This is a genomic window from Lysinibacillus sp. fls2-241-R2A-57, from assembly GCF_030209535.1.
In the GTDB taxonomy this organism is placed as follows: Bacteria; Bacillota; Bacilli; order Bacillales_A; family Planococcaceae; genus Lysinibacillus.
Genome location: NZ_JARVRU010000047.1, coordinates 33,637 through 58,506, shown reverse-complemented (window position 1 = coordinate 58,506; position 24,870 = coordinate 33,637). Strand labels below are relative to the sequence as shown.

At 36.7% G+C, this 24,870-nt stretch carries 29 protein-coding genes and 1 pseudogene; 18 read left to right on the top strand and 12 right to left on the bottom strand.

Annotation, left to right across the window (positions count from 1 at the left end):
- Positions 1-47: 47 nt before the first annotated feature.
- Entirely contained in the window at positions 48-497 is a 450-nt protein-coding gene (locus tag QRN68_RS10300; RefSeq protein ID WP_285396793.1) for an NUDIX hydrolase, read from the bottom strand.
- 178 nt (positions 498-675) lie between these two features.
- On the opposite strand from QRN68_RS10300, the gene QRN68_RS10295 reads away from it, so the two are divergent.
- Both QRN68_RS10295 and QRN68_RS10290 read left to right on the top strand, forming a co-directional pair.
- The gene (locus QRN68_RS10295) at positions 676-1,605 is read left to right on the top strand and encodes an arginine deiminase family protein (protein WP_285396792.1); all 930 of its coding nucleotides are present in this window, start codon (positions 676-678) and stop codon (positions 1,603-1,605) included.
- Between the two features lie 25 nt (positions 1,606-1,630).
- The gene (locus QRN68_RS10290; protein WP_285396791.1) at positions 1,631-2,956 is read left to right on the top strand and encodes an amino acid permease; all 1,326 of its coding nucleotides are present in this window, start codon (positions 1,631-1,633) and stop codon (positions 2,954-2,956) included.
- Here the strand turns inward: QRN68_RS10290 and QRN68_RS10285 are convergent.
- Both QRN68_RS10285 and QRN68_RS10280 read right to left on the bottom strand, forming a co-directional pair.
- Positions 2,953-3,720 (bottom strand): YqcI/YcgG family protein, encoded by a 768-nt coding sequence (locus tag QRN68_RS10285; RefSeq protein ID WP_285396790.1) that lies wholly within the window; start codon positions 3,718-3,720, stop codon positions 2,953-2,955. The genes QRN68_RS10290 and QRN68_RS10285 overlap by 4 nt on opposite strands.
- Before the next feature lie 121 nt (positions 3,721-3,841).
- Positions 3,842-3,997, bottom strand: a complete 156-nt coding sequence (locus QRN68_RS10280) for a hypothetical protein (protein ID WP_285396789.1) — start codon at positions 3,995-3,997, stop codon at positions 3,842-3,844.
- Positions 3,998-4,268: 271 nt separating this feature from the next.
- Here QRN68_RS10280 and QRN68_RS10275 point away from each other — a divergent pair, with 271 nt between their 5' ends.
- Genes QRN68_RS10275 through QRN68_RS10265 form a run of 3 tightly spaced genes read left to right on the top strand, consistent with a single transcriptional unit; the run spans position 4,269 to position 5,446 of the window.
- Complete coding sequence (locus QRN68_RS10275; RefSeq protein WP_285396795.1) at positions 4,269-4,499, top strand: Clp protease N-terminal domain-containing protein; 231 nt, start codon at positions 4,269-4,271, stop codon at positions 4,497-4,499.
- A complete protein-coding gene (locus QRN68_RS10270) occupies positions 4,472-5,032 on the top strand; it encodes a GNAT family N-acetyltransferase (protein ID WP_285396788.1) in 561 nt (186 codons plus the stop codon). Before QRN68_RS10275 ends, QRN68_RS10270 begins: the two co-directional genes overlap by 28 nt.
- A gap of 12 nt (positions 5,033-5,044) precedes the next feature.
- On the top strand, positions 5,045-5,446 hold the full coding sequence (locus tag QRN68_RS10265; RefSeq protein ID WP_285396787.1) for a GNAT family N-acetyltransferase: 402 nt from the start codon (positions 5,045-5,047) through the stop codon (positions 5,444-5,446).
- A 52-nt stretch (positions 5,447-5,498) separates the two neighbouring features.
- On the opposite strand, the gene QRN68_RS10260 is transcribed toward QRN68_RS10265, so the two are convergent.
- Positions 5,499-5,936: a MarR family winged helix-turn-helix transcriptional regulator gene (locus tag QRN68_RS10260; protein ID WP_285396786.1), complete on the bottom strand. Its 438-nt coding sequence runs from the start codon at positions 5,934-5,936 to the stop codon at positions 5,499-5,501.
- Between the two features lie 121 nt (positions 5,937-6,057).
- Between QRN68_RS10260 and QRN68_RS10255 the strand changes: the two genes are divergently transcribed.
- On the top strand, positions 6,058-6,645 hold the full coding sequence (locus tag QRN68_RS10255; RefSeq protein WP_285396785.1) for an NAD(P)H-dependent oxidoreductase: 588 nt from the start codon (positions 6,058-6,060) through the stop codon (positions 6,643-6,645).
- A 42-nt stretch (positions 6,646-6,687) separates the two neighbouring features.
- On the opposite strand, the pseudogene QRN68_RS10250 reads toward QRN68_RS10255, so the two are convergent.
- From QRN68_RS10250 to QRN68_RS26935, 5 genes and pseudogenes are all read right to left on the bottom strand, one after another.
- A pseudogene (locus QRN68_RS10250) lies at positions 6,688-7,436 on the bottom strand (sensor histidine kinase); the annotation flags it as partial.
- A gap of 39 nt (positions 7,437-7,475) precedes the next feature.
- A complete protein-coding gene (locus QRN68_RS10240) occupies positions 7,476-7,916 on the bottom strand; it encodes an ABC transporter transmembrane domain-containing protein (protein ID WP_285396782.1) in 441 nt (146 codons plus the stop codon).
- Positions 7,917-8,202: 286 nt separating this feature from the next.
- On the bottom strand, positions 8,203-8,505 hold the full coding sequence (locus tag QRN68_RS10235; RefSeq protein WP_285396781.1) for a zinc-ribbon domain-containing protein: 303 nt from the start codon (positions 8,503-8,505) through the stop codon (positions 8,203-8,205).
- Between the two features lie 22 nt (positions 8,506-8,527).
- Positions 8,528-8,938 carry a zinc ribbon domain-containing protein gene (locus QRN68_RS10230; protein ID WP_285396780.1) on the bottom strand — a complete coding sequence of 137 codons (411 nt, stop codon included), beginning with the start codon at positions 8,936-8,938 and terminating at the stop codon, positions 8,528-8,530.
- An 11-nt stretch (positions 8,939-8,949) separates the two neighbouring features.
- A complete protein-coding gene (locus tag QRN68_RS26935) occupies positions 8,950-9,324 on the bottom strand; it encodes a DUF2085 domain-containing protein (RefSeq protein ID WP_350224348.1) in 375 nt (124 codons plus the stop codon).
- Between the two features lie 111 nt (positions 9,325-9,435).
- Between QRN68_RS26935 and QRN68_RS10225 the strand changes: the two genes are divergently transcribed.
- The 5 genes from QRN68_RS10225 (at position 9,436) to QRN68_RS10205 (ending at position 12,365) form a co-directional block, all read left to right on the top strand.
- Positions 9,436-9,576 carry a hypothetical protein gene (locus tag QRN68_RS10225; RefSeq protein WP_285396779.1) on the top strand — a complete coding sequence of 47 codons (141 nt, stop codon included), beginning with the start codon at positions 9,436-9,438 and terminating at the stop codon, positions 9,574-9,576.
- Positions 9,577-9,836: 260 nt separating this feature from the next.
- Positions 9,837-10,412 carry a MarR family winged helix-turn-helix transcriptional regulator gene (locus QRN68_RS10220; RefSeq protein WP_285396778.1) on the top strand — a complete coding sequence of 192 codons (576 nt, stop codon included), beginning with the start codon at positions 9,837-9,839 and terminating at the stop codon, positions 10,410-10,412.
- Positions 10,405-10,710, top strand: coding sequence for a hypothetical protein (locus QRN68_RS10215; RefSeq protein ID WP_285396777.1), 306 nt, complete (start codon positions 10,405-10,407; stop codon positions 10,708-10,710). Before QRN68_RS10220 ends, QRN68_RS10215 begins: the two co-directional genes overlap by 8 nt.
- A gap of 173 nt (positions 10,711-10,883) precedes the next feature.
- Entirely contained in the window at positions 10,884-11,075 is a 192-nt protein-coding gene (locus tag QRN68_RS10210; protein ID WP_285396776.1) for a hypothetical protein, read from the top strand.
- A gap of 27 nt (positions 11,076-11,102) precedes the next feature.
- Positions 11,103-12,365: an MFS transporter gene (locus tag QRN68_RS10205; RefSeq protein ID WP_285396775.1), complete on the top strand. Its 1,263-nt coding sequence runs from the start codon at positions 11,103-11,105 to the stop codon at positions 12,363-12,365.
- Positions 12,366-12,872: 507 nt separating this feature from the next.
- On the opposite strand, the gene QRN68_RS10200 is transcribed toward QRN68_RS10205, so the two are convergent.
- A complete protein-coding gene (locus QRN68_RS10200) occupies positions 12,873-14,972 on the bottom strand; it encodes a multicopper oxidase family protein (RefSeq protein WP_285396774.1) in 2,100 nt (699 codons plus the stop codon).
- A gap of 619 nt (positions 14,973-15,591) precedes the next feature.
- On the opposite strand from QRN68_RS10200, the gene QRN68_RS10195 reads away from it, so the two are divergent.
- The 6 genes from QRN68_RS10195 (at position 15,592) to QRN68_RS10170 (ending at position 20,460) form a co-directional block, all read left to right on the top strand.
- Positions 15,592-16,074, top strand: coding sequence for a cell wall elongation regulator TseB-like domain-containing protein (locus QRN68_RS10195; protein ID WP_285396773.1), 483 nt, complete (start codon positions 15,592-15,594; stop codon positions 16,072-16,074).
- A 16-nt stretch (positions 16,075-16,090) separates the two neighbouring features.
- On the top strand, positions 16,091-17,284 hold the full coding sequence (locus QRN68_RS10190; RefSeq protein ID WP_285396772.1) for a pyridoxal phosphate-dependent aminotransferase: 1,194 nt from the start codon (positions 16,091-16,093) through the stop codon (positions 17,282-17,284).
- A 28-nt stretch (positions 17,285-17,312) separates the two neighbouring features.
- Positions 17,313-18,608 (top strand): asparagine--tRNA ligase, encoded by a 1,296-nt coding sequence (gene asnS, locus QRN68_RS10185; protein ID WP_285396771.1) that lies wholly within the window; start codon positions 17,313-17,315, stop codon positions 18,606-18,608.
- A gap of 137 nt (positions 18,609-18,745) precedes the next feature.
- On the top strand, positions 18,746-19,474 hold the full coding sequence (locus QRN68_RS10180) for a DnaD domain-containing protein (protein WP_285396770.1): 729 nt from the start codon (positions 18,746-18,748) through the stop codon (positions 19,472-19,474).
- Positions 19,475-19,486: 12 nt separating this feature from the next.
- The gene (gene nth / locus QRN68_RS10175) at positions 19,487-20,149 is read left to right on the top strand and encodes an endonuclease III (protein WP_285396769.1); all 663 of its coding nucleotides are present in this window, start codon (positions 19,487-19,489) and stop codon (positions 20,147-20,149) included.
- Positions 20,146-20,460, top strand: a complete 315-nt coding sequence (locus QRN68_RS10170) for a YpoC family protein (RefSeq protein WP_285396768.1) — start codon at positions 20,146-20,148, stop codon at positions 20,458-20,460. The genes nth and QRN68_RS10170 overlap by 4 nt, the downstream gene beginning before the upstream one ends.
- A 111-nt stretch (positions 20,461-20,571) precedes the next feature.
- On the opposite strand, the gene QRN68_RS10165 is transcribed toward QRN68_RS10170, so the two are convergent.
- Both QRN68_RS10165 and recU read right to left on the bottom strand, forming a co-directional pair.
- Positions 20,572-23,328, bottom strand: coding sequence for a transglycosylase domain-containing protein (locus tag QRN68_RS10165; RefSeq protein ID WP_285396767.1), 2,757 nt, complete (start codon positions 23,326-23,328; stop codon positions 20,572-20,574).
- Complete coding sequence (gene recU, locus QRN68_RS10160; protein WP_285396766.1) at positions 23,325-23,975, bottom strand: Holliday junction resolvase RecU; 651 nt, start codon at positions 23,973-23,975, stop codon at positions 23,325-23,327. The genes QRN68_RS10165 and recU overlap by 4 nt, the downstream gene beginning before the upstream one ends.
- A gap of 427 nt (positions 23,976-24,402) precedes the next feature.
- Here recU and QRN68_RS10155 point away from each other — a divergent pair, with 427 nt between their 5' ends.
- Complete coding sequence (locus QRN68_RS10155) at positions 24,403-24,597, top strand: endonuclease (RefSeq protein ID WP_285396765.1); 195 nt, start codon at positions 24,403-24,405, stop codon at positions 24,595-24,597.
- Positions 24,598-24,870: the final 273 nt, after the last annotated feature.

The following is a 24,870-nucleotide window of genomic DNA, read 5'->3' as shown; positions in this document are numbered from 1 at the left end:
TTTTTATCGAAAAACAAGCTCTTTCTATCAAAGAAATCAACCACACGTTATGGTGTAGAGCCTAACTTTGTTTTATACGGTTCAATATATCTACAATCTATTCCATCTGGTAATTTTAACAATGAGAAATATTGCATTGTCTCTGATTCGTTATAATCAATGACTAAATTACCTTTAATATTTCTTGTATAATAAACGGCTGTAACGGAGTAGAATTCATCTCCATTAGAAACTTTAAGGTAATAATCTGGACCCGAAAAAATACCTAATAACTTTAAGTCTTCAATAACCAAACCTGTTTCTTCTAACACTTCTCTTTTTGCTGTATCTTCTAAGCTTTCCCCTAATTCCATCAAACCACCCGGAAGCCCCCAACTGCCATCGTATCTTTTTTGCAATAATACCTCATTTTCATTATTTAAAATTATTACAACAGAACCTGGCAAAATAATTGGTTGGTGTCCAACATATTGTCGTAAAAATTTATAGTATTCCATTGTTTCACTCATTTCTAATTGAATAAATTTATCTGTTATTGTTTTAATTACACAATCACCAGGGATTTCCTCCTTTAAATTTTAATCATGCTGATCTCCATTTACACATTGCCTGTATAATCCCAGTTTTGATGGTAACGCTAAGCCGAGATAGTCATTCAAAAAGGGGAGAATCTATTTGTACTCATTTCAACCAAATTGTTGGTCCGAGCATGATGAACTTAAGGTTGTTATACTTTGTGCACCTTCAAAATTAGATGTGCCAGATTTGACAATAGCTGAAAATGTAGGGTGGAGTGCTACTGTCAATCATGTAAAAGCAATGGAGAATTTCATGGAATTAAAGACAACGCTAGAAAATGTGGGTGTCATGGTTATTGACTATTCGAAAGAGCTACCAAATGATGTGGAAACAGTAAGTGAGCAGCTTATTAATAGGTACTTTATACGCGATCTAGCCTGTGTTTTAGGAAATAGTATTTTCCTTGGAGAGGCAGGTAGCTCGTTAAGGCGTCCAGAATATCCACATGCTCACTCTTTATTAGAAAAGTGGTTTCCAGAAAAATTTAATAAGCAACCTTCTACTGCTTTAGAATGTGGAGATGTAATGATCCTAAATAAGGATGCCGTGCTTATTAATCTTGGAATGAGAACAACATTAGAGGCTGTGGAAAGTATTAAGGAACGAATCTTCCAAGAAGGATTTTCGGAGATTGCGATTATTGATTTGCCCAGACGCTCCGATACACTTCATTTAGATATGAATTGTAATGTTGCGAACGCAAATCTAGTAATAGCTAAAAACTTTATGCGCTATTTTCCTGTACAAGTGTTCACAGCTCAAACAAGTCGTTTTGAAATGACTGAGCAATTTTTAAATCACCATGGTTTTGATGTTTACTGGCTTGAAAAATATAATACAATTCCTGACATTAACTTTATAAACCTTGATCCTGAAACGCTGTTGATTAGTAAGCAAGCAACGAAAAAGCAATTTACGAATCATCCACAATTACAAAAAAAGAATTTGATAGAAATTGAAGTCTCAGAGCTTGAAAAAGGCGGTGGTGGCATTCGTTGTATGACATTGCCGTTGGTAAGAAAATAACAAAGGGCAGGAGGGTTGAATCAACATGACATCTAAAACAAGTAAAGGGAGGTTGTCTTGGTGGCAGCTTTCGCTTCTCGGTATAGGTTGTACACTAGGAACAGGATTTTTTCTTGGGACAAGTATGGCCATTCATAAAAGTGGTCCTGCTGTTGTGATTCCTTTTTTGTTAGCGGCGATTGCTACGTACATTGTCTATGATGCTCTTGTTAAGATGTCAGTTGACAATCCAGATAAGGGATCATTCCGTACTTATGCAAAGCAAGCTTTTGGAAAATGGGCAGGATTTAGTAATGGTTGGATTTACTTGATTTCTGAGATGCTTATTATGGGCAGTCAATTGATGGCACTTGGTATTTTTACAAGGCTTTGGTTTCCGACGCTTCCATTATGGGTTGCTGCATCTATTTATGCTGCGCTTGGATTAGCTGTTATTCTTACTGGTATGAAGGGCTTTGAAAACTTTCAAAATATTTTTGGTGCGTTAAAGGCAGCGGCGGTTGTAATGTTTATTATAGTAGCGGTTCTATTAATAATAAAAGGATTTAATACGGAAACAACTTCACTCGATGCAATGCACGCGAATTATGAAGAATTTTTCTCACAGGGTGTGAAAGGAATTTGGCTTGGGTTGCTGTATGCCTTTTATGCATTTGGAGGAATTGAGGTTATGGGTTTAATGGTCATTGATTTAAAAAATCCTCAAGAAGCACCGAAAGCTGGAAAAGTGATGCTTATTGTTATAACTATCATTTTTATAATGGCTATTATGCTTGCATTGACGCTTGTTTCATGGAAGGATTTTAATATTGAGGAAAGTCCATTTATTACAGCTCTTCGTGACTATCATTTACCTTTTTTTGCAGACGTATTTAATGGCATATTAATTATTGCCGGTTTTTCAACAATGGTAGCCTCTTTATACGCGGTCGTAACGATTCTCATAACATTGGCAGAGGATCATGATGCCCCTGCTTCACTTGCTAAAAAGGGAAAAATGAAGGTTCCGTTTCCTGCTTTTCTCTTTTTGGCCAGTGGTTTAATCATTACAATTGTTATTGGTTTCCTCATGCCAGAAAGGATTTTTGAATATTTGATGACAGCTGCAGGCCTAATGCTAATTTATAACTGGCTCTTTATTTTAGTAACATATGCGAAGCTAATGGAGCTATCGAAGTGGGGGCATGTAAAAAATGGTTTTGGGATGTTACTCATTGTGGTGACAGTGTCTGGAACGTTAGGGGAAAAAACAAGCAGACTCGGTTTTTTCGTGAGCCTGCTTTTTATCATCATCATAGCAATTGCGACTTGGATTGTAATGAAAAGGCAAAAACACGGTAAGCAAGTTTAATATTCTTCGTTCTTTGGAAAGATTAGAGAATTTTGCAGACGTAAAAAAGGACATTTAGTTGGGCTACGATGATCATCACTTAAAAAATATTGCTTCCATTCATAACTATCTTCTTGCCCATACCATTTTAAATCAGGATGAGCTGGAATGGCATCATATTCAGAAATGCGTTGGCGAATTAGTTTTTTTAATTTTCGACCAAATACAGTAGAGTCATTTATTTCTTCAAATATCCAGCGAGGCTGAAATGCCATTAATAGCGTAGAAAAATGACGACTCTTTCGCAATTTGTGGGCGGGCGTTGCACAAGATATAAAATAAGGCTCACCGTTAAAACAAAATTCCCATTGTTGTTGTGATGGATCAGTTGGAATTTCCTCCGGCCAATCGACATCATCAAACTTAGTTAAATTGTTTAAAATTGACCAAAATAAATTTCTATATTCCTCAACATCGAAGTGTTTCAGCATATCGTCAGGGGTTTTAAAGAAAATGGCGTGGGTTGTATATTTTCCAAATGTTTTCGAGCACTTATCGTATTCTTTTAAGCATTGTGCTAACGCCTTTATCGATTGTTCCTCCCGTGGATCTCCGATAAAACTATAACGAAGATGGTTTGATAAAAAACCTATTCTAGCTGGGATACAGGGGAAAGCATTTGCTTCATTTGCAACCATGGCAGCGAAGTCTGTATATGCTGACTGTTGCCATAATGGAAGTGTTTCAAAATGTTCTTCTATCCACTTCTTGTCTACTACTTCCACTTGAGTCTCCTCCTTCTATACATCTTTATATTATTAAAAAAAGTGCAGATGAGTGACGATGTATCGATAATAATGTTTTCTAAATAGCGAAAATAAGGGGGATTTCGACTTAATAGGCTCATCACAATAACGTGGGGTTGATTTTCATTGCGACTGGGCGCTTTGTAGCTGACGCTCTGCTTTCGCTACAGAAAATATTTGTTGCTGACGCTACGCTTTCGCACAGAGCAAAGCTTCCTAGGGACGTCCGATGAGCCGCTTCACTCGCGATGCTCATCTTTGACGCTTAATCCCCAAGTAGTCGCTCAGCCTCCACTCAACATTCATTTTAATAAATATAATTTCTAATTTTTGGCGAAAGGCGAATTAAGAGTTTCAATTTTATTTATAATAGAGAACATGATTAATGATCTGATAAAGTACTAATATTTTAAATATTCAACTTGATGGATACTCTTTCCTGTAAAATAAACATGAGATGTTGAAAAAAATCAAAATGAAAGGATGTCAGGTATTTGCATTCATCTACTATAAAATTAACAAATCGCATGTTAAGGATCATAAAGAATGCGGAAAAAGAAGCTACCTCTTCACAACATAAAGTGTTACTACCAATTCATTTTCTACTTGCTTGTTTAAAAGAAAAAGAGGGGGTTCTTGGCGAAATAGTATTAAAGTGTACTATAGATGAAGCTTCTTTAAGAAACTTAGTTAATGAATCTGGTCTAAACTCAGACAAGCAACTAGCTATATGCAAAACTATAATCAGGTTTATGTAAATGAAGGTCACTTACTGAAAGCATTAATAAAGACGAATATGCTGGAGAAATTCGTTTCAGAAGAAGATATGAAATTGATTTTAAAGCTTGGTACCACATCAAGAGATTTGGTGACTCATCTTCACAATTATAAATTCCCAAATACAATTTCTACTAATATTCGTAGAGTCAATCGTGATGATAAGGACAAGCTAATTCAATTTGTAGAAAGTCATTTTTCGCAAGAGTGGTCAGAAACGATTAAGTGTGCATTTTTAAGTGCTACACCTTCTATATATATAGCTTTTGATAATAATGGAGATCTTGTTGGATTTGCTGCATTTGACGTTTATCAAAATAAAAAATGTTATTTTGGTCCAATGGGTGTAGCGAAATCAAATCGAGTAAAAGGGATAGGATACTCTCTACTTCATCATTGTTTAAAAGATATGCATGAGATTGGGTATGAATATGCAATTATTGGAGGGGCAGGTCCGATCGAGTTCTATGAAAAAGCTTGTCATGCTGTCGTTATTCCTGCGACCAACATGTAAAGGAGGTAAGTCGTGAATATAGTTCAAGCAAACACTATTTCTCCTGTTATTAGAAAACTACTTTCATTTGCAACTTCAGATAAAAAAGTTCAACAAGAGTATGAAAAATATATACTTTTATCGAATAGAACATTATATAGCTTCGAAGTTGAGGATGAAATAGTCGGTTGTATCGGGATAGAACGAATCAGTTTATCAGAGTGTGAGATTAAGCATATTGCTGTATTAGCTGATGAAAGAGGAAAAGACATTGGCAGTAAAATGATTAATTTTATCGCATGCAAGTACTCATCAATTGTTGCTGAAACGGATAATGAGGCTGTAGATTTTTATCGACGCTATGGTTTTTTCATAACTAGCCTAGGAGAGAAATACCCGGGTGTGGAACGCTTTCTATGTCAATATAATAAATAGTGAAAGAACCTGCGATGCTTGTCTTATAGAGAAAAGCATTGCAGGTTCTTTTTTATAACTTTGGATTAAAGACTTTTTCGTCAAGAATGTTTAATGCATAATGTATATCCTCTAAATCTTTCTTTGATGCATGTTGAATAAGCTGTTGAAAGCGCTCTTCTATACAGGCGAATGCATCCTCCATTATTTTTTCTCCATCCTCTGTAAGGCAAACATAATGCTTTCTTCGATCCTCAGTATCGCTAATTTTTTCAATAAACTTTCTTTCCTGTAATTTTCGTAATTCACGACTTGTATTAGGTAAGGACATATGCAGACAATCACTAATTTCTGTAGGTGTAACAGGCTGACCTACTTTAATATATTCTAGAGTTTTATATTGTACAGGTGTAATATGATCGATTTTAACGTTTTGAGTTAGTTCATGCGTTACTTGGTGTACGGCTGCTGTAAATGTTACAAACTGATTGAATAATTCTTTTTTGTCCAAACTTAATCACCTCTTACTGACAAGATAACAAAAAACTTATCTTAAAACAATTATCATTTGACAACTAAAATCACGTCGTTTATTATTTTGTTATCAAATGATAAGTAATGGAGGTTGCTTGATGAACACATTAATTATTTATACATATCCCAATCATAAAAGTTTGAATTATTCTTTTTTACAGGAGGTTATTAAGGGCTGTCATGATAATCCTTCTATTAAGGAGATTCAATTAGTAGATTTATATGAGGAGCAATTTAATCCGCTTTTAGTATTTCATGAACATAAACGCCGTCGAGATATGTTTCGTGATCCAAAGCTTGAGAAATATCGGAAACAAATTAGATGGGCTGATAAAATTGTTTTTGTTTATCCGATATGGTGGGGTAGGCCACCAGCAATGCTTTTAGGGTATATAGATCAATTATTTACGGCCAATTTTGCGTATAAAGATAAAAAGGGACTATTTCCGGAAGGGCTTTTAAAGGGAAAATCAGTGGTGTGTATTTCGACAATGAAGGGGCCAACAAAATATCCGCTATTATGGCTGAATAATGCGCATAAAATATTAATGAAAAGAGCGTTATTTAATTTTGTTGGCATTAAACAAGTAAAGTTTTTTGAATTTGGCAATATGGAAAGTAAAAAGGGGAGACAAAGCAAAAAACTTGAAAAAGTTTATCAATATTTTAGAAAAGTAGCTTACTAGTTTCCTTGTTTAATAGACCCGTGCAGACGAAGAAAAAATCTATTATTCGTTTGTACGAGTCGGATCTACCTTCAGCGGCAGTGTAACAAGAAATGTTGTATATTCAGCAAGCTTGCTTTCGACAGTAACGGTTCCGTTATGCATGTTGATAATTTTTTTGACTATGGATAGCCCTAAGCCACTTCCACCATTAGCGGCTGTCCGCGATTGGTCAGCCTTATAAAATCGCTCGAATATATGCTTTTGTTGTTCTTCTGTTAGACCAATACCATTATCGTGAATGGCAATATTGATCATATCCATTTGCTTCATTATAGATAGTGTAATTGTGCCAGTAGCTTGAGTGAATTTAAAAAGTAAATTCATCCATACTTGATTCATTAAGTCTTCATCAGCCATTATCGAAATGTTTTCGAATTGAAGATCCATCTCTATATTTTTAGCTAACCAATTAGGTTCAAGTGCCAGCACTACATTGCGCAATTGCTTATCGAGTCGGTAGTACTTTGGCTCGAAGGGGTGATGTTGTGATTCTAATGACGTTAGCTTTAGTAAATTGTCACTTATTTTCGATAAACGATTACTTTCCATTTCAATAATTTCTAAATAATGCTGACGCTATCCTCTTGAAGGTCCATGTTTTTCAATGCTTTAGCAAAGCCATTAATAGATGTTAGAGGTGACTGGATTTCATGAGAAACATTCGAGATAAATTCTTGTCTCATTCTTTCTAATTCGCCTAATTCGACCGCCATATGGTTGATACCATGTATTAATTGACCAAATTGATCGGATAATAATAGTGCAAGTAAAGAGAACAAATACACCAACTACGGTCCATAATGTTCTGTAATGAGTTCTTTGACGACAGCTGTGTCATTCGTAACACGACTTAATATTTCACCTGTATCGTTTTCGTCATAATAGGGAATTGGTAAATGAAGTAGCTTTCTCCAAAGCTGATCTCTTAACTTCGCGACAACATGATGTCCGACACGGTTTAAATAATAAATGGAAAGCCCACTCGCTATAGCCTGCACGATAAAAGCAATACCTAACAAAATAATTTGCCAATAATCAAGGGATTCTAATGAAAAGCCATCCACTAATTTTTTTGTAAATAACGGAACGATAAATCCAACGCCGGTAGTCGTTAAACTCATAATTAATGAGATTATTAAAAGCCATATTGGTGGCTCAGCTTGTTTGACTAAGCGAACAAAGCGTCGCCAATCCTTTTGTTTACTAGTATCTTTTGATGTCTCCTGCAACGTAAAAACATCCTTTATTTTCAACAACTAAAAATATGAATCTTTAATGTTTCTTACTATAGCACGTCTTTGTGAACTGAATATGAAACGAGGAGGTAATGAGGATAGGTACGAGTACGATTATTATGATTTATATCAATTGTATAATTTTAATTAAATAAAGGGTAAATAGTTTGAATTTTCGATGTGGGGAAATTTTACATAAAAAAAGCGCAAGAAATCAATGTTTTTAAAATTGATATCTAGCGCTTTTTAAAATTTCTACTAGCTAATTCCTAGCCTCTTTTTAATAATTACTCTCTTCGATAGAACCAAGTACAAATCCTATTATTCCAGATACGACCATTACTACTACATATACACCGATTACAATCAGAGCCCATATTAAAGCAGATTTAGCTGCTTTAGGCTTATTGTCTTTCCAAACAAAGTACATAATAATACCTAAGAGCGGTGTACAACAAAAGGAAAGGATATTAATAGCTATATTTGGTCTATCCTCTGAGGATGTATTTTGTACACGAACACCACATTTTGGGCAAATTTCTGCTTGTGCTGCTATTTCTTCACTACAGTGTGGACAAAACATTTTTTATACCTCCTAAAGAAAATTAAAAGAATTCCCATTTTTCAACTTCTTTTCCTTCATAGCATTTTTTCCCGATTAAATAAGCATCAATTAAAATGGGTAAACCAACAATAATGTATGGAATTAATAGATTATTAAAAATTAAAACAGAAGTCATAAATATAAATAAGCAAAGAAACCCTTTCCATACTTGATCATTAATGATTTGACCTACACCAGGTATTAGAAATGTAAGTAATGCGGGAGCTAGTGGATGAGTACCCTTAGGAGATTTTCTTAAAATAATTCCGCATGAAGTACACTTATCTTGAAAAGAATTTAATTCATTCCCGCAATTATGGCAGTAATTATGTACTTTGAATTTTCTAACACCACAATTTAGGCAAATTTCTGCATGCTCTGATAGATTGGCTGCGCAATATGTACAAAACATTTTCAGTCTCCTTAGTTAAAAATTAATGAACCAATATATTCCCCTTTTTTATAGAGGTACATAGTTAGATTCCAAAATAAGAGGGCGGCGTATAAAAACATAAAAACAATGCCTATTCCACCTAGTATCCCTGTTACTAATCGCCGATAGTTAGTACTAAGCCATTTATTAAATAATTGTCCCGTTCCGTCTATAATCATAGGAATTGTTAAAATTAAAGCATGAAAAAAAGGTAAAACTTTAAATAATGCCAATATAATGCCGATTACATATCCTATACAAATTCCTGTGCAACGTGCGCAAATCGGAAATTGAACACCTTTATAAAAAAAAGATCGGCTTGGTAATCTGTGGCAAAGGAACAAATATTGAAAATATCGATTCACGTAATCACCTATTTAATCAAGTTTTTGGCTCATCACCAAAAGTTGTGGATGACATTTTTTAAAATATATGAACTGTATATTAGTTGATTGTAGTGGAGGCTGGGCGACTCCTTGGGGCTCATCGGACGCCCCCAGGAAGCTCTGCTCTGCGCGAAAGCGAAGCGTCAGCGGCAAATGTTTTATCTGTGCGAAAGCGTAGCGTCAGCAACAAAGCGCCCAGTCGGAACGGAAATCAACCACACGTTTTGGTGAAGAGCCAAGTTTTTCGATAAAAGGAAACAACAAATATAATATACTATAAAAAGGAATATTGGTAGCTTTTTTAAGAGGAATGTTTAAAGTAAGTTCCTTTTTTTGAAGGAATATCATATAATGTTATAAACCGACAGTCGGTCTATTTAGTGTCGTATCTCGTCCTTTTAAAAATATATAAATAGTCACCATGTTGACATTTAGAAATGTGTTATATATATTATTTTAGTAAACATGGTGACTAAAAAGAGGTGCTATTGATGGATATTAATTATTTATTGAAGGAATTGCATTTTATGCAGCAAAGTTATGCGACATTGTTTTCGGTTGTCAATAAAGTCCAAATAAGAGGAGATGAATATTTAGAGGTATTAACTTCTAGACAGCATATGGCTCTAATTGCCATAGCGCATTTACCAATAGAAAATACAACGCTCGTCAATATTGCTAAAAAGCTCGGTACAACAAAGCAAACCGCAAACAAATTAATAACAAGTCTTGTGAAAAAAGGATATGTTCAAACGCTACCAAGTAAATTAGATAAAAGATCAATTAATGTTGAGATTACCACAGAAGGTAAACAGGCTTTAATTGCTTGTTCAGAGAAGTCTACTTACTTTTTAGCAGATATCTTTAAAGATTTCACAGCAGAGGAAATTGAAACACTGTGGAAATTATTGCAAAAACTCTATCGCTTTGATGGTGAGGAACTAGATGGATATGAAGAAACGGTAAATATGGAGATAGAGAAACCAGAAAAGATTTCGGACTTCCAAGAGAGAGTTTTAACGGAGTTATTAAAACGACGATATGGAGATGAAGAGCGTCATGATTAAAGGAGACACACCGTTTTTTTATCAAAAAGCAAAAGAAACTGAGCAGAAGTTCAAAGAAAAAGTTTATCTGATGAAACGTAAAATAAAGGAAATAAAGAAATCAGCGAATGACGTTAAGGAAAAATTTCATCGGAAATCAAAAATTAGTCGCACTGGAAATTATGTATCTATTATCGTAGGTCTCTTGCTGCTAATGATGTCTTGGAGCACGCAAATTGAGTGGCTCATTTGGTTAAGTACCATAAGTATTTTTAGTAATATCCTTCTCCTTACAATTCAAAAAAAATTATATTTTTAGTCATTGCAAATCTACACTTCTGTGGCTAGAAAATCATGGAAGTAAATCAATTCTACGTTATGGAGAAGAGCATATTTTTAGGAATTTCACAGCCATTAATTGTTGATTTTGATTAAAAGGAGGCTCATCACCACATGTATATAAGTTGATCTTCGTTACGACTGGGCGACTCCTTGGGGATTAGCGTCACAGATGAGACCCTGGAGCGAGCAACGCGAGTGAAGCGGCTCATCGGACGCCCCCAGGAAGCTTTGCTCTGTGCGAAAGCGAAGCGTCAGCAACACGGTTTTTGTCTGTGCGAAAGCGTAGCGACAGCAACAACAAAGCGCCCAGTCGGAACGGAAATCAACCACACGTTATGGTGATGACCCTAAAAGGAAGGGGTCTGATGAATGGAATCACAGATTAAACGAAAAGGTTTTTCAAAAGATTTTAATCTTATGGTGATTGGGCAAATTATTTCAATTTTAGGATCTGCGCTTTTAAGGTTTGCCTTATCACTTTATGTATTAGATATTACAGGACGTGCAGATCTTTTTGCAGTACTATTTGCGATATCGAGTATCCCATTTTTACTAGCACCACTTGGAGGAGCTATTGCTGACAGGTTTAATCGTCGTAATTTAATGGTGATTTTCGATTTTACTAGTAGCATAATTGTTTTTATTTTCTTTGCAGTATTAGCAATTGGTAATAGTTCTATTTTGTTGATTGGTGTTGTGATGGTGCTACTTTCCCTCGTTAGTGCCATGTATGCACCTACAGTGATGGCCAGTATTCCAGTACTTGTAGAAGAGGGAAAGCTTGAGCAAGCAAATGGAATTGTCAATGGTATTCAAGCGTTATCCAATGTAGCAGCTCCTGTATTAGGGGGGATACTATATGGCATGATTTGCTTAAAAGTGCTTGTCATAGTAAGCGGTGTCTTCTTTTTCTTCTCTGCTATATTAGAGATGTTTATTCAAATACCATTTAAGCAACGAGAACAGAAAGGGCACATTATTCCAACGCTTGTAAACGATTTGAAAGAGGGCTTTAGTTATGCAGTTAAGCAATCTTTTATTTTCAAATGTATGGTTTTAGCAGCATTATTAAACTTATTATTAACACCCCTGTTTGTTGTGGGTGTACCGATTATCCTCCGTGTCACCTTGCATAGTAGTGATACATTATATGGAGTAGGGATGGGGTTAATCGATTTTGCTACAATCTTAGGGGCTTTATCAATGGGGTATTTTGCGAAAAAAATGGGCATCAATAATTTGTATTTTTGGATTTTTATCACTGCTTTATTGATTGTCCCAATGGCTTTATCGGTTACGCCTCTCATGCTTAAAATTGGCTATTATCCATCCTATACTTTATTTGTAGGTAGTGCACTGTTAATAGCTATGATTATGACGATCATTTCCATTTACATTATTACAGTTGTACAAAAAGAAACACCTAATGAAAACTTAGGGAAGGTCATGGCGATTATCATTGCCGTTTCTCAATGTATGGCACCAATAGGGCAAATATTGTATGGGCTGTTATTCGAAGGTTTTAGTGTTAACATCTATGTTCCTATTTTAATAATTAGTGTTGTCATGGTTGTGATGGCAATAGCAACAAAGAGGATTTTGCGATTTGAAGAGAGCGCAGTAGTAAAATGATTTTAAAGAAGCCAATTGCTCAGTAAAATATTCACTTTTCAATTTTGGGTACACGAAACAAAAAACAATTTTGCCTCGACATAATTACGTCCGGATTCCAGATTACTTTTAAATATGGCGAAAACGAAATGGTCAAGGGAATCTTTGTGAAATCGTCTCTGAAAACGTTTGTTTGAATATTTTTCTGAATATTGTAATTTATTTCCTTGGTCGAATTGAAGAGCAGTTCTTGCGTAGAACCATTATTTAAAGGAACAAAAGGAAGAATGTAAAGAGTATCCATCTAAACCTGATAACTGAAAATATCATATGGAAGATGGTTATTTAATTTTCCTGAATGTACATTAACGGCAGTAAATCCATAGAAATGCAAGGCCGTTAACAGAGAAATAGGGTAAAGAAGATAGAGTGACTTGGTCAAACAAGAAAAAAGAGAAATCGATGCTGTTTCGATTTCTCTTTTTCTTTAATATCAACTAGTTATGTCCCTGCATCATAAATGTAACGCTAGAACCATCTTCTTGGGCGCCTACTAGCGATTCTTTCTCGAGGTTGAAACTCAGCGGACGGGAAAATTGGTTGTGGAATATTTCGTATATTAGTAACTTCATGAACAATTTTATGCTCCGTGTCGTCTTTTATATCAAGTACATGAGAAGGTTCTACTTTTTCTTCAGATGCAAGAGCGATGTTTGGAGTATTGATTAAGAGTGGTGTAGTTTGCGGATTATGTTCCACCTTGTCTTCTAAATCAGATGTTTGTAAAGAAACATAAGAGGATTCTATTTGTTCTTCAGTTGAGCGGGTAATGTTTTGAGTAATATTCAAGAGAGGTGTAGTTTGCTCAATATTTTCTATCTCGTCTTCTAAATCAAATATTTGCAATGAAATAGGAGAAGATTCTACTTTATCTTCAGTTGAGCGAGTGATGTTTTGAGTGTTGTTCAAGAGAGGTATCGTTTGTTGATTATTGCTCGTAACAGTAATAGTGGCATGATTCTGGGCTGGTGAATGCTCTTTTTCATTATGAATTTCGGCATGTGGCTGTTGCACAGGGTGAACGTCCTTCATGACGAGTATTGGTCGCATCATGTCGTGATCTTCATGTTCGAGGAAATGACAATGCCACATATAATGACCGACATGATCTTTCCAGTGCATAATAATTTTAGTAACTTTTCCTGCTTCTGCTTTAACAGTATCCTTCCAACCTTGCTCATAGTCATGCGGTTCTTCTGGGGGACCTGTAAATTCTAGCCTTCCTTCATTTTGATATAGTTCCATATTGAAAGGGCGTCGTTCTAGTATTTTAAATTGAATTAAATGTAGATGAATAGGGTGAACAAACTGTGTGGCATTAATAAAATTCCATATCTCTACACTATCAAGTGCAGGTTTTTCAGTAGCAGGGTCATGGTACATTCGATTATTTAATAATAACATTGGTCGACCAAAATCATCTGTCGTAGCAGTTAAAGGTAGATGTCTCTCAATATGAGCATCGTGTGGATGTAAATCCATTGAAACAGCGAGTCGTTCTGGGATTTCACTAGTATCCTCGCATTCTAGTGGAAGAATAACTTTATACTGCATAATGACTCTTGTATGTTCATCAATAAAATCTTCATCAGAATTCATTAATGTTATTTCCTGACCTTCACATTTTGAAAAATCGATAATGACATCTGTTCGTTCAGCAGGTAATAACTTAACAAGTTGAATTTCTCGAGGAGCTGTTAAAAAGCCACCATCTGTACCAATTTGAATAAGAGGATCCCCATTTGAAAGGCTAATGACATACCCCCTTCTATTGGAGCCGTTTAAAAAACGAAATCTATATTTACGAGGTTCGACATTTAAATATGGCCAGACTTTTCCATTCACGACGATGGTGTCGCCGACAAATCCAGGTGTAATGGACGGATGTACAGGAACGGGGAATGGTGGCTCATCAGGATAGAAAAGCGAGCCGTCTTCATTAAAAGATTTATCTTGTATTAATATTGGATACTCGTAGTCACCGCATGGTAGGTTATAACGTTCCTCTAGTGAGTCTCGAAGTAAATAAAACCCTGCTAATCCCGCATAAACATTTAGGCGAGTTAATGCCATTGCATGGTCATGGTACCACAGTGTTGTGCCGGGTTGGTGATTTGTGTATTCATGTGTTTCTTTATTAAATTTTGGCCCAGTATGCGTATAATCTCTTGTGTACCATGCGTCTGGATGACCATCACTTTCCCAATCTACATTTGCGCCATGTAAATGTGTAACAGTTCTTACCTCTTGAGAATCGTTGGCAGCATGAAGGGAAAAATCAACTGGTAAGAAATGCTTTAAGGGCAAATAATTTTTATATTTAACATAAGTGGTTTTGTCTTTTATAGCTTCAATAGTTGGTCCTGGATAAAGCCCGTTATAGCCCCAAATGATTGATTTTGGGAAATATTTATGAAAACAATGCTCTGCTTCGATCATTTGTAGTTCATAATAATCAATTTTCTGTTGGCCTCTATAGTGTTTCGGTTTAGCAGTAATTGGTTTTGGCAGCTCATCCACAAATTTTGGAATCGTTGCTGGATCAGTAGGATTAATTTTCTTACTCAATACATCACGTCCCTTTTCCGATACTTTAAATCGCTAATCACTTCATGATATGGGTGAAAACAATAGGCAATGGGGACAATAATGGAGGGAACTGTGCTAATATATATATATATAAATATTGACATTTCGCGAGACTGATTAGAAAAATTCTTTGAAGATGATGTGTAGGAATTTACTATTCAAAGTATGTGAGCATGGACGTTTGTGTCAATGACCAGAAAAATTATCACGACAAGAATTTATTTGAGCAAGCAGATTAGTGCTTGTATCGCGCTAAAAATGGTGGGCGTTCAAACTATGTAATTTGTGAACTTTCATAAGTTCTTTAATGGCATAATTGATTTCCTATTTGCACTGGTGAATAGGAATTTTTTCTTTGAAAGGGTTGTTATTTTTTCTGACTAATCCGACGATTCGAAAACGTTGTTTTATCAACGCATAATATATAAAAATAAGAAACACGACAGCACAAAATTGTTGTATAATGTTGTGGTATGAGGAAAGAAAGCAGGTTGACAAAAATGGAAAGCAAAATGAATGTATACACAGTTATTAACATGCAAAAGCATCAAGCATTCGTGTTGAAGAATAAGCTAGATGTGAAACATAAGGTGAATATATGAAAAACTGGTTGATTTTCATTTCTGTCTTTATGGTTTCGTTGTCACTTGTCATTAGTATTTTAGTACTCTGGAAAGCCGAGGCTCCATTCCGTTCAATTGAAGAGCAGGCTGAACAGTTGGCAGTCGATGCCAAAGCCCTCGCAATTGTCTCGGAGTCCTACACATATAATGGCAAACATTCGTATGTTACTGTGTTCGGGGTAGATGAATATGGTGATAAAAAGGCTGTCTTTGTTCCGACGAATCTAGAAGCTGATTCAATTAAGGAAGTATTTTTGAAAGATGGTATTACGGAAAAAGAAGCATTATCGGTTTTTAAAAAAGAAGGAAATGTACAAAAGGTCCTCAATGTAAAATTAGGCTATGAAGAGCCAGGTGCTGTTTGGGAAATTACTTACCTAAACGATCACGATAAGCTCAACTATGTCTATATTATGTTTAAGGACGGCGACTGGTGGACGCGCATTACGAATTTATAAGAGGAGTAGATCCCGTATGAAAAATTTATTAGCAAACCGTGTAAAAACTTTAACACCATCTTCAACTTTAGCAATTACAGCGAAAGCAAAAGAGTTAAAAGATCAAGGTATTGATGTAATTGGTCTAGGCGCTGGTGAGCCAGACTTCAACACTCCACAAAATATTTTAAATGCTGCCATTGACTCGATGGAAAAAGGTTTAACAAAATATACACCTGCTGGCGGTCTTCCTGTACTGAAGAACGCTATTATCGATAAACTACAACGCGACAACAACCTTACATATAAGCCGAATGAAGTTATTGTAGGTGTTGGAGCAAAACATATTCTTTACACTTTATTCCAAGTTATTTTAAACGAGGGCGATGAAGTTATTATTCCGATTCCTTATTGGGTATCTTATCCAGAACAAGTGAAATTAGCGGGCGGTGTACCTGTTTATGTTGAAGGCACACGTGAGCAAAACTATAAAATTACTGCAGACCAATTAAGAGCTGCTGTGACAGATAAAACAAAAGCAGTTATTATTAACTCTCCTAGCAACCCATCAGGTATGATTTATTCTCGTGAGGAGCTAGCTGAATTAGCTGCTGTTGCAGAAGAAAAAGATATTTTAATCGTGTCAGATGAAATTTATGAGAAGCTTGTATACAATGGTATTGAGCATTTTTCAATTGCACAGCTATCTGATGCAGTGAAAGCACGTACAATCGTTGTAAATGGTGTTGCAAAATCTCACTCTATGACAGGCTGGCGTATCGGGTATGCTGCAGGCGATGCAGACATTATTAAACCAATGACTGACCTTGCATCTCACTCTACATCAAACGCAACAACAACTGCACAATATGCAACAGTGGAAGCGTATAACGGACCACAAGACGCTGTAGAAGAAATGCGTCAAGCTTTCGAATCTCGTCTTGAAAAAATCTATCCACAGCTTAGTGCAATTCCTGGCTTCAACGTATTAAAACCTCAGGGGGCATTCTACTTATTACCAGATGTAGCAGAAGCTATGGCTCATACTGGCTATGATTCAGTAGATGCATTCGCTGCAGATATTTTAACAGAAGCAAACGTAGCAGTGATTCCAGGCTCTGGCTTTGGTGCACCAACTACAATGCGATTATCTTATGCTACATCTTTAGACTTATTAGAAGAGGCAGTCCGTCGAATTGATACATTTGTTAAATCAAAATGGCAAGACTAATCCTTTTAACCAACTTTGGAGGATTTCTATGAAAAAAATTATGATTCAAGATATGCCAAAACATATCGGTGAAACAGTCAAGCTAGGCGCTTGGTTAGCAAACAAACGATCAAGTGGGAAAATTGCCTTTTTACAATTACGTGATGGTTCTGGCTTTGTTCAGGGCGTTGTTGTGAAAGAAGAAGTAGGCGAAGAAATTTTTGCTATTGCAAAAGGTATGACCCAAGAAACTTCAATGTACATTACGGGAGAGGTTAAAGCCGATGAGCGTTCAAGCTTTGGCTGTGAGCTAGCTGTAACTGGTATTGAAGTATTACATGCTGCTACAGATTTTCCGATTACACCAAAAGAACATGGGCCAGAGTTTTTAATGGATAACCGTCACTTATGGCTACGTTCTCGCAAGCAACATGCAATTATGAAAATCCGTAACGAAATTATTCGTGCAACTTACGAGTTTTTCAACGATAATGGCTTTACAAAAATGGACCCACCAATTTTAACAGGTTCAGCTCCTGAAGGTACTTCTGAGCTATTCCATACAAAATATTTTGATGAAGATGCATACCTTTCTCAATCTGGTCAGCTTTATATGGAAGCGGCTGCGATGGCATTAGGTAAAGTATTCTCATTCGGTCCGACGTTCCGTGCTGAAAAATCTAAAACACGCCGTCACTTAATCGAGTTTTGGATGATTGAGCCAGAAATGGCATTTGTAGAATTTGAAGAAAACCTAGAAGTGCAAGAACAATATGTAGCGCACATCGTACAATCAGTTCTGACAAACTGCAAATTAGAATTAGAGCGACTTGGTCGTGATACATCAAAACTTGAAAATATCAAAGCGCCATTCCCTCGTATTTCTTACGACGATGCCATTAAATTATTACATGAACAAGGGTTTGACGATATTGAATGGGGCGATGATTTCGGTGCACCACATGAAACAGCAATTGCCAATTCATTTGACAAACCTGTCTTCATCACTTGCTACCCAGTAGGCATTAAGCCATTCTACATGCAACCGCATCCTGATCGCGATGATGTAGTATTATGTGCAGATTTAATTGCACCAGAAGGTTATGGTGAAATAATTGGTGGTTCTGAGCGTATCCATGACTATGATTTATTAAAATCTCGTCTTGAAGAGCATCATTTATCTTTAGATGCTTATGCATGGTATTTAGAACTACGTAAACAAGGATCTGTACCACATTCAGGCTTCGGTCTAGGATTGGAACGTACAGTGGCATGGATTTCTGGCACTGAGCATATCCGTGAAACAATCCCATTCCCACGTTTACTTAATCGCTTATATCCATAAGCAACAACTAGTTTGGTCTTATCTTCATTCAGCAAATGAAGATAAAACCTGGTCGAAATTGATTAAATTAAAAAGTCGCGTAGTGATATGTCTACGCGGCTTTTCTACTTACGATGGAAAAAGGAGTCAAGTATACTATGAACACAAACAATAATCGACTCCGTACATGGACTGAGCAGAGAATGATCCAAATTCCTCAGCTTTTTTTTCAGTTTTATAAGGAGTTAAATATTGAGGATGAAGAGGCGCTGATTGTCATACATTTACTTGCGTTCCATATGGAGGGTAATGATTTTCCGACACCTAATGATCTGAAAAATCGTCTCACAATGTCTGACAATGACATTACTTCACGTCTACAGCGCTTAATGCAAAAAGGCTTCCTTGAAATTACAAGCGATGTCGATGCAAGTGGCAAGCTATATGAAAAATATTCGGTATACCCACTTTGGGAGCGTATTATGCAGATTATTGAAATGAAGGAGCACCAAAAATCAGCAGCATCACTTCGACAAGAAGAAGGTGAAGTATTCCGGATATTTGAAGAGGAAATGGGGCGTCTTTTATCTCCTTTAGAGCTAGAAAAAATCGGTTCTTGGTTAGATGAGGATAAGCACAGCCCAGCGCTTATTAAGGAGGCGCTGAAGGAGGCTGTGTTTGCTGGCAAGGTGAGTATTCGTTATATTGATCGAATATTGCTTGAATGGAAAAAGAAAAATATTACGACACCGCAGGCTGCACAAAAACAAAGTGAGCAGTTCCGTGAAAAACAAACTTTTAATAGACCGCCAGTCCGTACAATGCAACAAGAAATGCAGTCGACAAATAAAGTACCATTTTATAATTGGTTAGAAGAAAGAGAATAGGGGGCTTCCGTTATGTTAACAAAAAAACAATGGGAGCATTGTCTAGCGGAAATGGATCGTATGTTTCCTGATGCACATTGTGAGCTAGTGCATGACAATCCGTTTGAGCTAACTATTGCCACGTTATTATCGGCGCAGTGCACGGATGTACTTGTAAACAAGGTAACGAAAACATTGTTTCAAAAGTATAAAAAGCCAGAAGATTATTTAGCTGTATCATTAGATGAGCTACAACAGGACATTCGCTCCATCGGTCTTTATCGAAATAAAGCGAAGAATATTCAAGCGTTATGTCAAAGACTGTTGGAGGAATACAACGGCGAAATACCAGTAAGCCGAGAAGCGTTAGTCACTTTGCCTGGTGTTGGTCGTAAAACGGCTAATGTTGTGTTGTCTGTAGCTTTTGATATTCCTGCTCTTGCAGTGGACACGCATGTAGAGCGTGTGTCTAAACGATTAGGGCTATGTCGCTGGAAGGATTCAGTGCTAGAGGTCGAAGAAACAATTATGAAAAAAACTCCGATGGACAAGTGGTCGAAAACCCATCATCAGCTAATTTTCTTCGGCCGTTACCATTGTAAGGCTCAAAATCCTGGCTGTCACACATGCCCTTTATTTGATGATTGTAGAGAAGGGCAAAAGCGTTTGAAAAAAGGGCTGGTGAAAGAAACGTGAATGTAGAGGTAATCACAAAGGAAAAAATGGATGCTTGGTATGAAGAGTGGACAGTACTTGAAGCAAAAATCCATTCTGCTCATGATGCAAGAAACGGTAAAGCAAAGAGCTTAATGGAAGAGGCCATCTTATTGTTTGAGCGTTTAGTGCAAGAAGCGGGTGAGGAGATATTACCCATTAATGGTGTTGAACGATTGGCCTTTATTAAAGCAAAACCTGGCCAATATGCTTGTTATCGTCAGCTGGATGAATTATTTAAGGAAACAAAAAAACGAGCAGCACGACTACGTTTGCAGGCAGCAAAAAGCTAAGATAGACGGATAAATAGCTGAAGCGACGGATAGAAGTGCTCATTCGTTAGATAAATTCAGCAAACTGAAGAGATAAAAAAGCAGAGTAGCAATCACGCTACTCTGCTTTTTTTATTCAGTCTTATTGCCGCCGCCATCATCCGGTACTGCGGGTTCGGTTGGTGGAGTTGGTGGTTGGCTACTATTATTGTTGCCGTTGTTGTTTCCGTTATTTCCTGCATTGCCGGTGTTACTGTTGTTCCCATTATTTCCTGCATTGCCGGTGTTGCCATTCCCATTGTTGTTATTATTGCCATCGGTACTATTTCCATCGCCGTTGTGATTGCCATTGTTCCCATTTTCATTGCCATTGTGGTTGCCGTTTTGATTACCTTTGTCGCCGTTGTCGCCGTTATCGCCTTCTTGATCAGGCGATGTTGGCTCCTCAACACCAGGTTGTTCTGGAGTATCAGGCTCTTTATTTTCATCGGTCATACCTGTTACTTGGATGGATGTTGTACCTGGTTTACTGCGTGTACCGTCTGCAACTGCTACGACAGAAATCGTGTAATTGCCATCTTCCAGTGTGTTGCTAACTGTTAAGCCCTTGCTTTCCGTTTTACCAAGAGAAACAGTCTCTCCACCTTCTCGTTTAGCAGTTACCTCGAAGGTAGTTGGTAGTGGTTCATTTGTTTCCGGATTAAGCATTGCATCATGCTCCCAAGAAATATCAATAGATTGACCTTCTAAACTTAGGCTTGCACTTACATTGTAAGGTGTAGTAAGTTCCGGAACTTCGTATTTATTTGAAACTTCGTTAGGCTCTGTACCACGAACAAATAGCTCTGTTTGACGTTTTTCTTTTGGTGTGTAATCACTTGCTAATTTAAGTGGCTTTGAGCCTACTTCAATTGTTGCTTCTACAACTGAGCTTGGTTTTTTGAAATTTGGTGTTTCAACGTCTGCCGAAATCTCTTTCATAATTTTTTTAAATAAATGTTGTGGTAAACGACGTTCATCCCAAGTTGTAATCGGATCAAAGTGTTTTTCATAACCACTCCAAATAGCGATAGAATAATTTGTTGTGTAACCAGCAAACCATGAATCCGGCACACTTGTATCTGGTAAATTATACTTGTCAAAATCAGCTTTTGAGTAGTTTGTTGTCCCTGTTTTACCTGCGATATCTAATCCAGAAACATTAGCAGCAGTACCTGATGCATCCGGCTTATTGCCGACAACGTCACGTAGCATATCTGTCACCATATAAGCTGTATAATCGCTCATCGCAACATTAGACTCTGGTGTATAGTCTTTTGTTGTTTTACCGTCACGGTAAACGATTTTTGTAATCGAATGAGGGTCAGTGTAAACACCATTATTCCCGAATGCTGCATAGGAAGCTGCCATTTGCATTGGAGACATCGTAATATCCCCACCACCGATCGCATCAGATTCATAAACATTTTCAGCTTCAATACCTAAACGACCAATAAATTCTTTTGCTTTGTCAGGTCCAACTTCTTTTAATGCTTTTACAGCTGGAACGTTACGTGAAGCATATAAAGCTTTACGTGCTGTTATTGCACCCATATATTTACCATCCCAGTTTGTGATGGTTTGTTCCGAATTTGTGTATTTGATCGGTTCATCCACAAGTGTTTGACCAGTTGACCATTTTAAATTTTCGATTGCTGGTCCATAATCGAGTAATGGCTTCATTGTAGAGCCTGGTTGTTGTTTTAAGTCATATGCATAGTTCCAACCACGGTCAGCTCCGTAATCGCGTCCGCCGCCAATCGCTTGAATTTGACCCGTTTTTGTATCAATGACAGCTACACCTGATTGAATCTTTTCTGTTGGGAAGTTACTGTCATCGTTCATAATTTTTTCAACAGCTTGTTGTGCTTTCGGATCAAGAGTTGTGTAGACTTTAATACCTTCCGCCATTGCATTACCGTCACCGTTATCTTCTAGCTCATTAATAACAACATCAAGGAAGGCATCATATTTAGAGCCAGTAAATTTTTGACGTGTTGCATCGTCAGCTAGACCAGCTTGCACGTCTACTTTCTTTGCTTCTTCCATCTCAGCTTTTGTAATTTTACCATGTTGATACATTAATCCTAGAACCGTATTACGACGTTTTGCTGCAAGTTCAGGATTTTTTAATGGATTATAAGCATTTGGGCGTTGTACTAAACCTGCAAGTAATGCTTCTTCATCTAAAGTTAAATCTTTTAAATCTTTACCATAGAAATATTGAGCAGCTGTTCCGAAGCCGTAAACACGACCTGACATCAGCATTTTGTTAAAGTACATTTCAAAAATTTCTTCTTTTGAATATTTACGTTCTAATTGGAAGGCAAGCCAAGCTTCCTGTGCTTTACGTTTTAATTTTTTCTCATTTTGTAAAAATGAGTTTTTAACAACTTGCTGTGTTAATGTAGAAGCTCCTTGTGCCCCGAAGCCATCACGGAAGTTAGCGAGTATTGCGCCACCAAGGCGATAAAAATCCATACCACCATGCTCGAAAAAGCGTACATCTTCCGTTGCGAGGATTGCGTTAACCATATCCTCAGGTATATCTTCATATTTTACATATTTACGGTTTTCTGCACCAATTGTTGCAAATAATTCACCGTTTTTATCATAGAACTCAGAAGAAACGGGGTCCTTCAGTAAGTTTTCATCTAGTTCAGGTGCGGTACTTGCATAATAGGCGAATAACCCAGCACCTCCAATAAAGCATGCAGCTACAATTGCCACAAGTGTTAACGTAATGCGCTTGAACCATTTTTTCTTCGATGATTTTGGAGGCGCACTTTTTTTATTTTTTTGAGCGAGAGCCTTTTGGTGCTCACCGCGTGTTCGACGACGTTCAGTCATTCTACTATCTCCTCACTTTCAGAACCATGGCTTTGTGCTTCAATGAGCTTTTGGATAATCGGTAAATAATCGATACGTGGATAATAGCTTGTGGAAATTTCAAAAGCTTCCTTTTCAATCGTTGAAAAGGGTATCGATTTACGTTCACCGTTTTCCATCGCTAGCCAGGCCTTTTGTAAAACTTCGTATGGCACGATAAAATATCGTTCATAAGCTGAGAAACGAACGATAATAAAAGCCACACCATTTTGTTCCGTCACTTGCTGCATATGTGTCATTTGATGTAAATGAATATTCTTTAGGGGGAAACTGGTTTTTGAAGCAGTTTCCTTTGCATCAAAATCAATATAATGCCCGTTCCAAACTCCATTGTAATCCGTTGTTGATGGCGTTCGAAAATAAGCTTCACGAATAACTGCAGCGCTTCGTGATGGGTACTCTACTTTGACGATTTGCACGGGAACAGGTTTCTTATGAATGATAGCAAGTCGCCTTTTTACATAATAGTCGTTTGCTTCATTAATTTCATCCTCTAGTGTTTTTCCTCGATTACTAAAAGATAAATCCTTATCTTTCGTCTTTTTTGCTGTTTTTGGCACAGCTGGATTAGGAGAATACAACTTCCCATTCGGATAACGAATTGTCACTTAGTTCACCCTCTATAATACTGCTATTATACAATAGTTTACCATGATTCTGTAGCAGTTCTCCACTTCCATTAATAGTATGTTTGATGCTAGATTAGTGATGGTTAAAATTACTAAAAAAATAACCAATAGTTGGGCAATTTTCGCCTCTTAAAGTCGAAAAATATCATGTAGCACAACTAGTTCTATCACTTGAATCGTCAAAATAACAGACGAAATTTCTAAGCACATTTTATAGAGAAACTGTTCTCCACATTAGCATTACTACATACATACCGACTTTGAAGACAACTTGATTGATAGAATTGTTCAATTAACTTTTATCGAAATACTTCTTCTTTCAGCTAACTTACGCTTATTTTGTCACGCATGAAGGTAATTTTATACATGCGGGGAATACATAAGTAAAGCAAAAGGAGGCGTTAAATTGAACAAGTTAGGACAATTAGTTGCGCAGTTGGATCTGGTCAATAAATTACTTTTAACGAGAGTGTCTTTGGAAAACAATGCACAGAGCATGCACTTTTTTATGCAGCTCAAATCTGTTAGCCAGAAAGTAAGCTTAGCAGAAAAGAACTGGCAAGTAAAGAATGCTTGTTCGCCTATAAGTAGTGAAAAATGATAGACTTTGGTACACTTATCTCATATGCAATTTAACTAACGCAATATGAGTATTTTTCATACACTATTTACCATAATGAATGCGATGCTTTGGGATAAACAAAAGCATTTATAAATCATTGGGAGTAAATTTGCTCATATAGCGTAAATAATATTAGCAGACGGTTTTTTTAGTTGGACGAGTTTTAAAATCGTTGTTTCGAAAAATTGGCTTAAAATGATACTATGCGTTTACGTTCATGTAGATGAATCTTCATTTTAAGGATGAAGCAAA

Bases quoted from the DNA above. Each gene is read 5' to 3' on its own strand.
- asnS (WP_285396771.1), top strand. From the start codon at position 17,313: ATGAAAAAAATTATGATTCAAGATATGCCAAAACATATCGGTGAAACA.
- QRN68_RS10215 (WP_285396777.1), top strand. From the start codon at position 10,405: ATGATTAAAGGAGACACACCGTTTTTTTATCAAAAAGCAAAAGAAACT.
- QRN68_RS10255 (WP_285396785.1), top strand. From the start codon at position 6,058: ATGAACACATTAATTATTTATACATATCCCAATCATAAAAGTTTGAAT.
- QRN68_RS10230 (WP_285396780.1), bottom strand. From the start codon at position 8,938: ATGTTTTGTACATATTGCGCAGCCAATCTATCAGAGCATGCAGAAATT.
- QRN68_RS10220 (WP_285396778.1), top strand. From the start codon at position 9,837: ATGGATATTAATTATTTATTGAAGGAATTGCATTTTATGCAGCAAAGT.
- QRN68_RS10235 (WP_285396781.1), bottom strand. From the start codon at position 8,505: ATGTTTTGTCCACACTGTAGTGAAGAAATAGCAGCACAAGCAGAAATT.
- QRN68_RS10180 (WP_285396770.1), top strand. From the start codon at position 18,746: ATGAACACAAACAATAATCGACTCCGTACATGGACTGAGCAGAGAATG.
- QRN68_RS10205 (WP_285396775.1), top strand. From the start codon at position 11,103: ATGGAATCACAGATTAAACGAAAAGGTTTTTCAAAAGATTTTAATCTT.
- QRN68_RS10270 (WP_285396788.1), top strand. From the start codon at position 4,472: ATGCAAAACTATAATCAGGTTTATGTAAATGAAGGTCACTTACTGAAA.
- QRN68_RS10280 (WP_285396789.1), bottom strand. From the start codon at position 3,997: ATGAGCATCGCGAGTGAAGCGGCTCATCGGACGTCCCTAGGAAGCTTT.
- QRN68_RS10165 (WP_285396767.1), bottom strand. From the start codon at position 23,328: ATGACTGAACGTCGTCGAACACGCGGTGAGCACCAAAAGGCTCTCGCT.
- QRN68_RS10275 (WP_285396795.1), top strand. From the start codon at position 4,269: ATGTTAAGGATCATAAAGAATGCGGAAAAAGAAGCTACCTCTTCACAA.
- QRN68_RS10195 (WP_285396773.1), top strand. From the start codon at position 15,592: ATGAAAAACTGGTTGATTTTCATTTCTGTCTTTATGGTTTCGTTGTCA.
- QRN68_RS10290 (WP_285396791.1), top strand. From the start codon at position 1,631: ATGACATCTAAAACAAGTAAAGGGAGGTTGTCTTGGTGGCAGCTTTCG.
- QRN68_RS10190 (WP_285396772.1), top strand. From the start codon at position 16,091: ATGAAAAATTTATTAGCAAACCGTGTAAAAACTTTAACACCATCTTCA.
- nth (WP_285396769.1), top strand. From the start codon at position 19,487: ATGTTAACAAAAAAACAATGGGAGCATTGTCTAGCGGAAATGGATCGT.
- QRN68_RS10300 (WP_285396793.1), bottom strand. From the start codon at position 497: ATGGAATACTATAAATTTTTACGACAATATGTTGGACACCAACCAATT.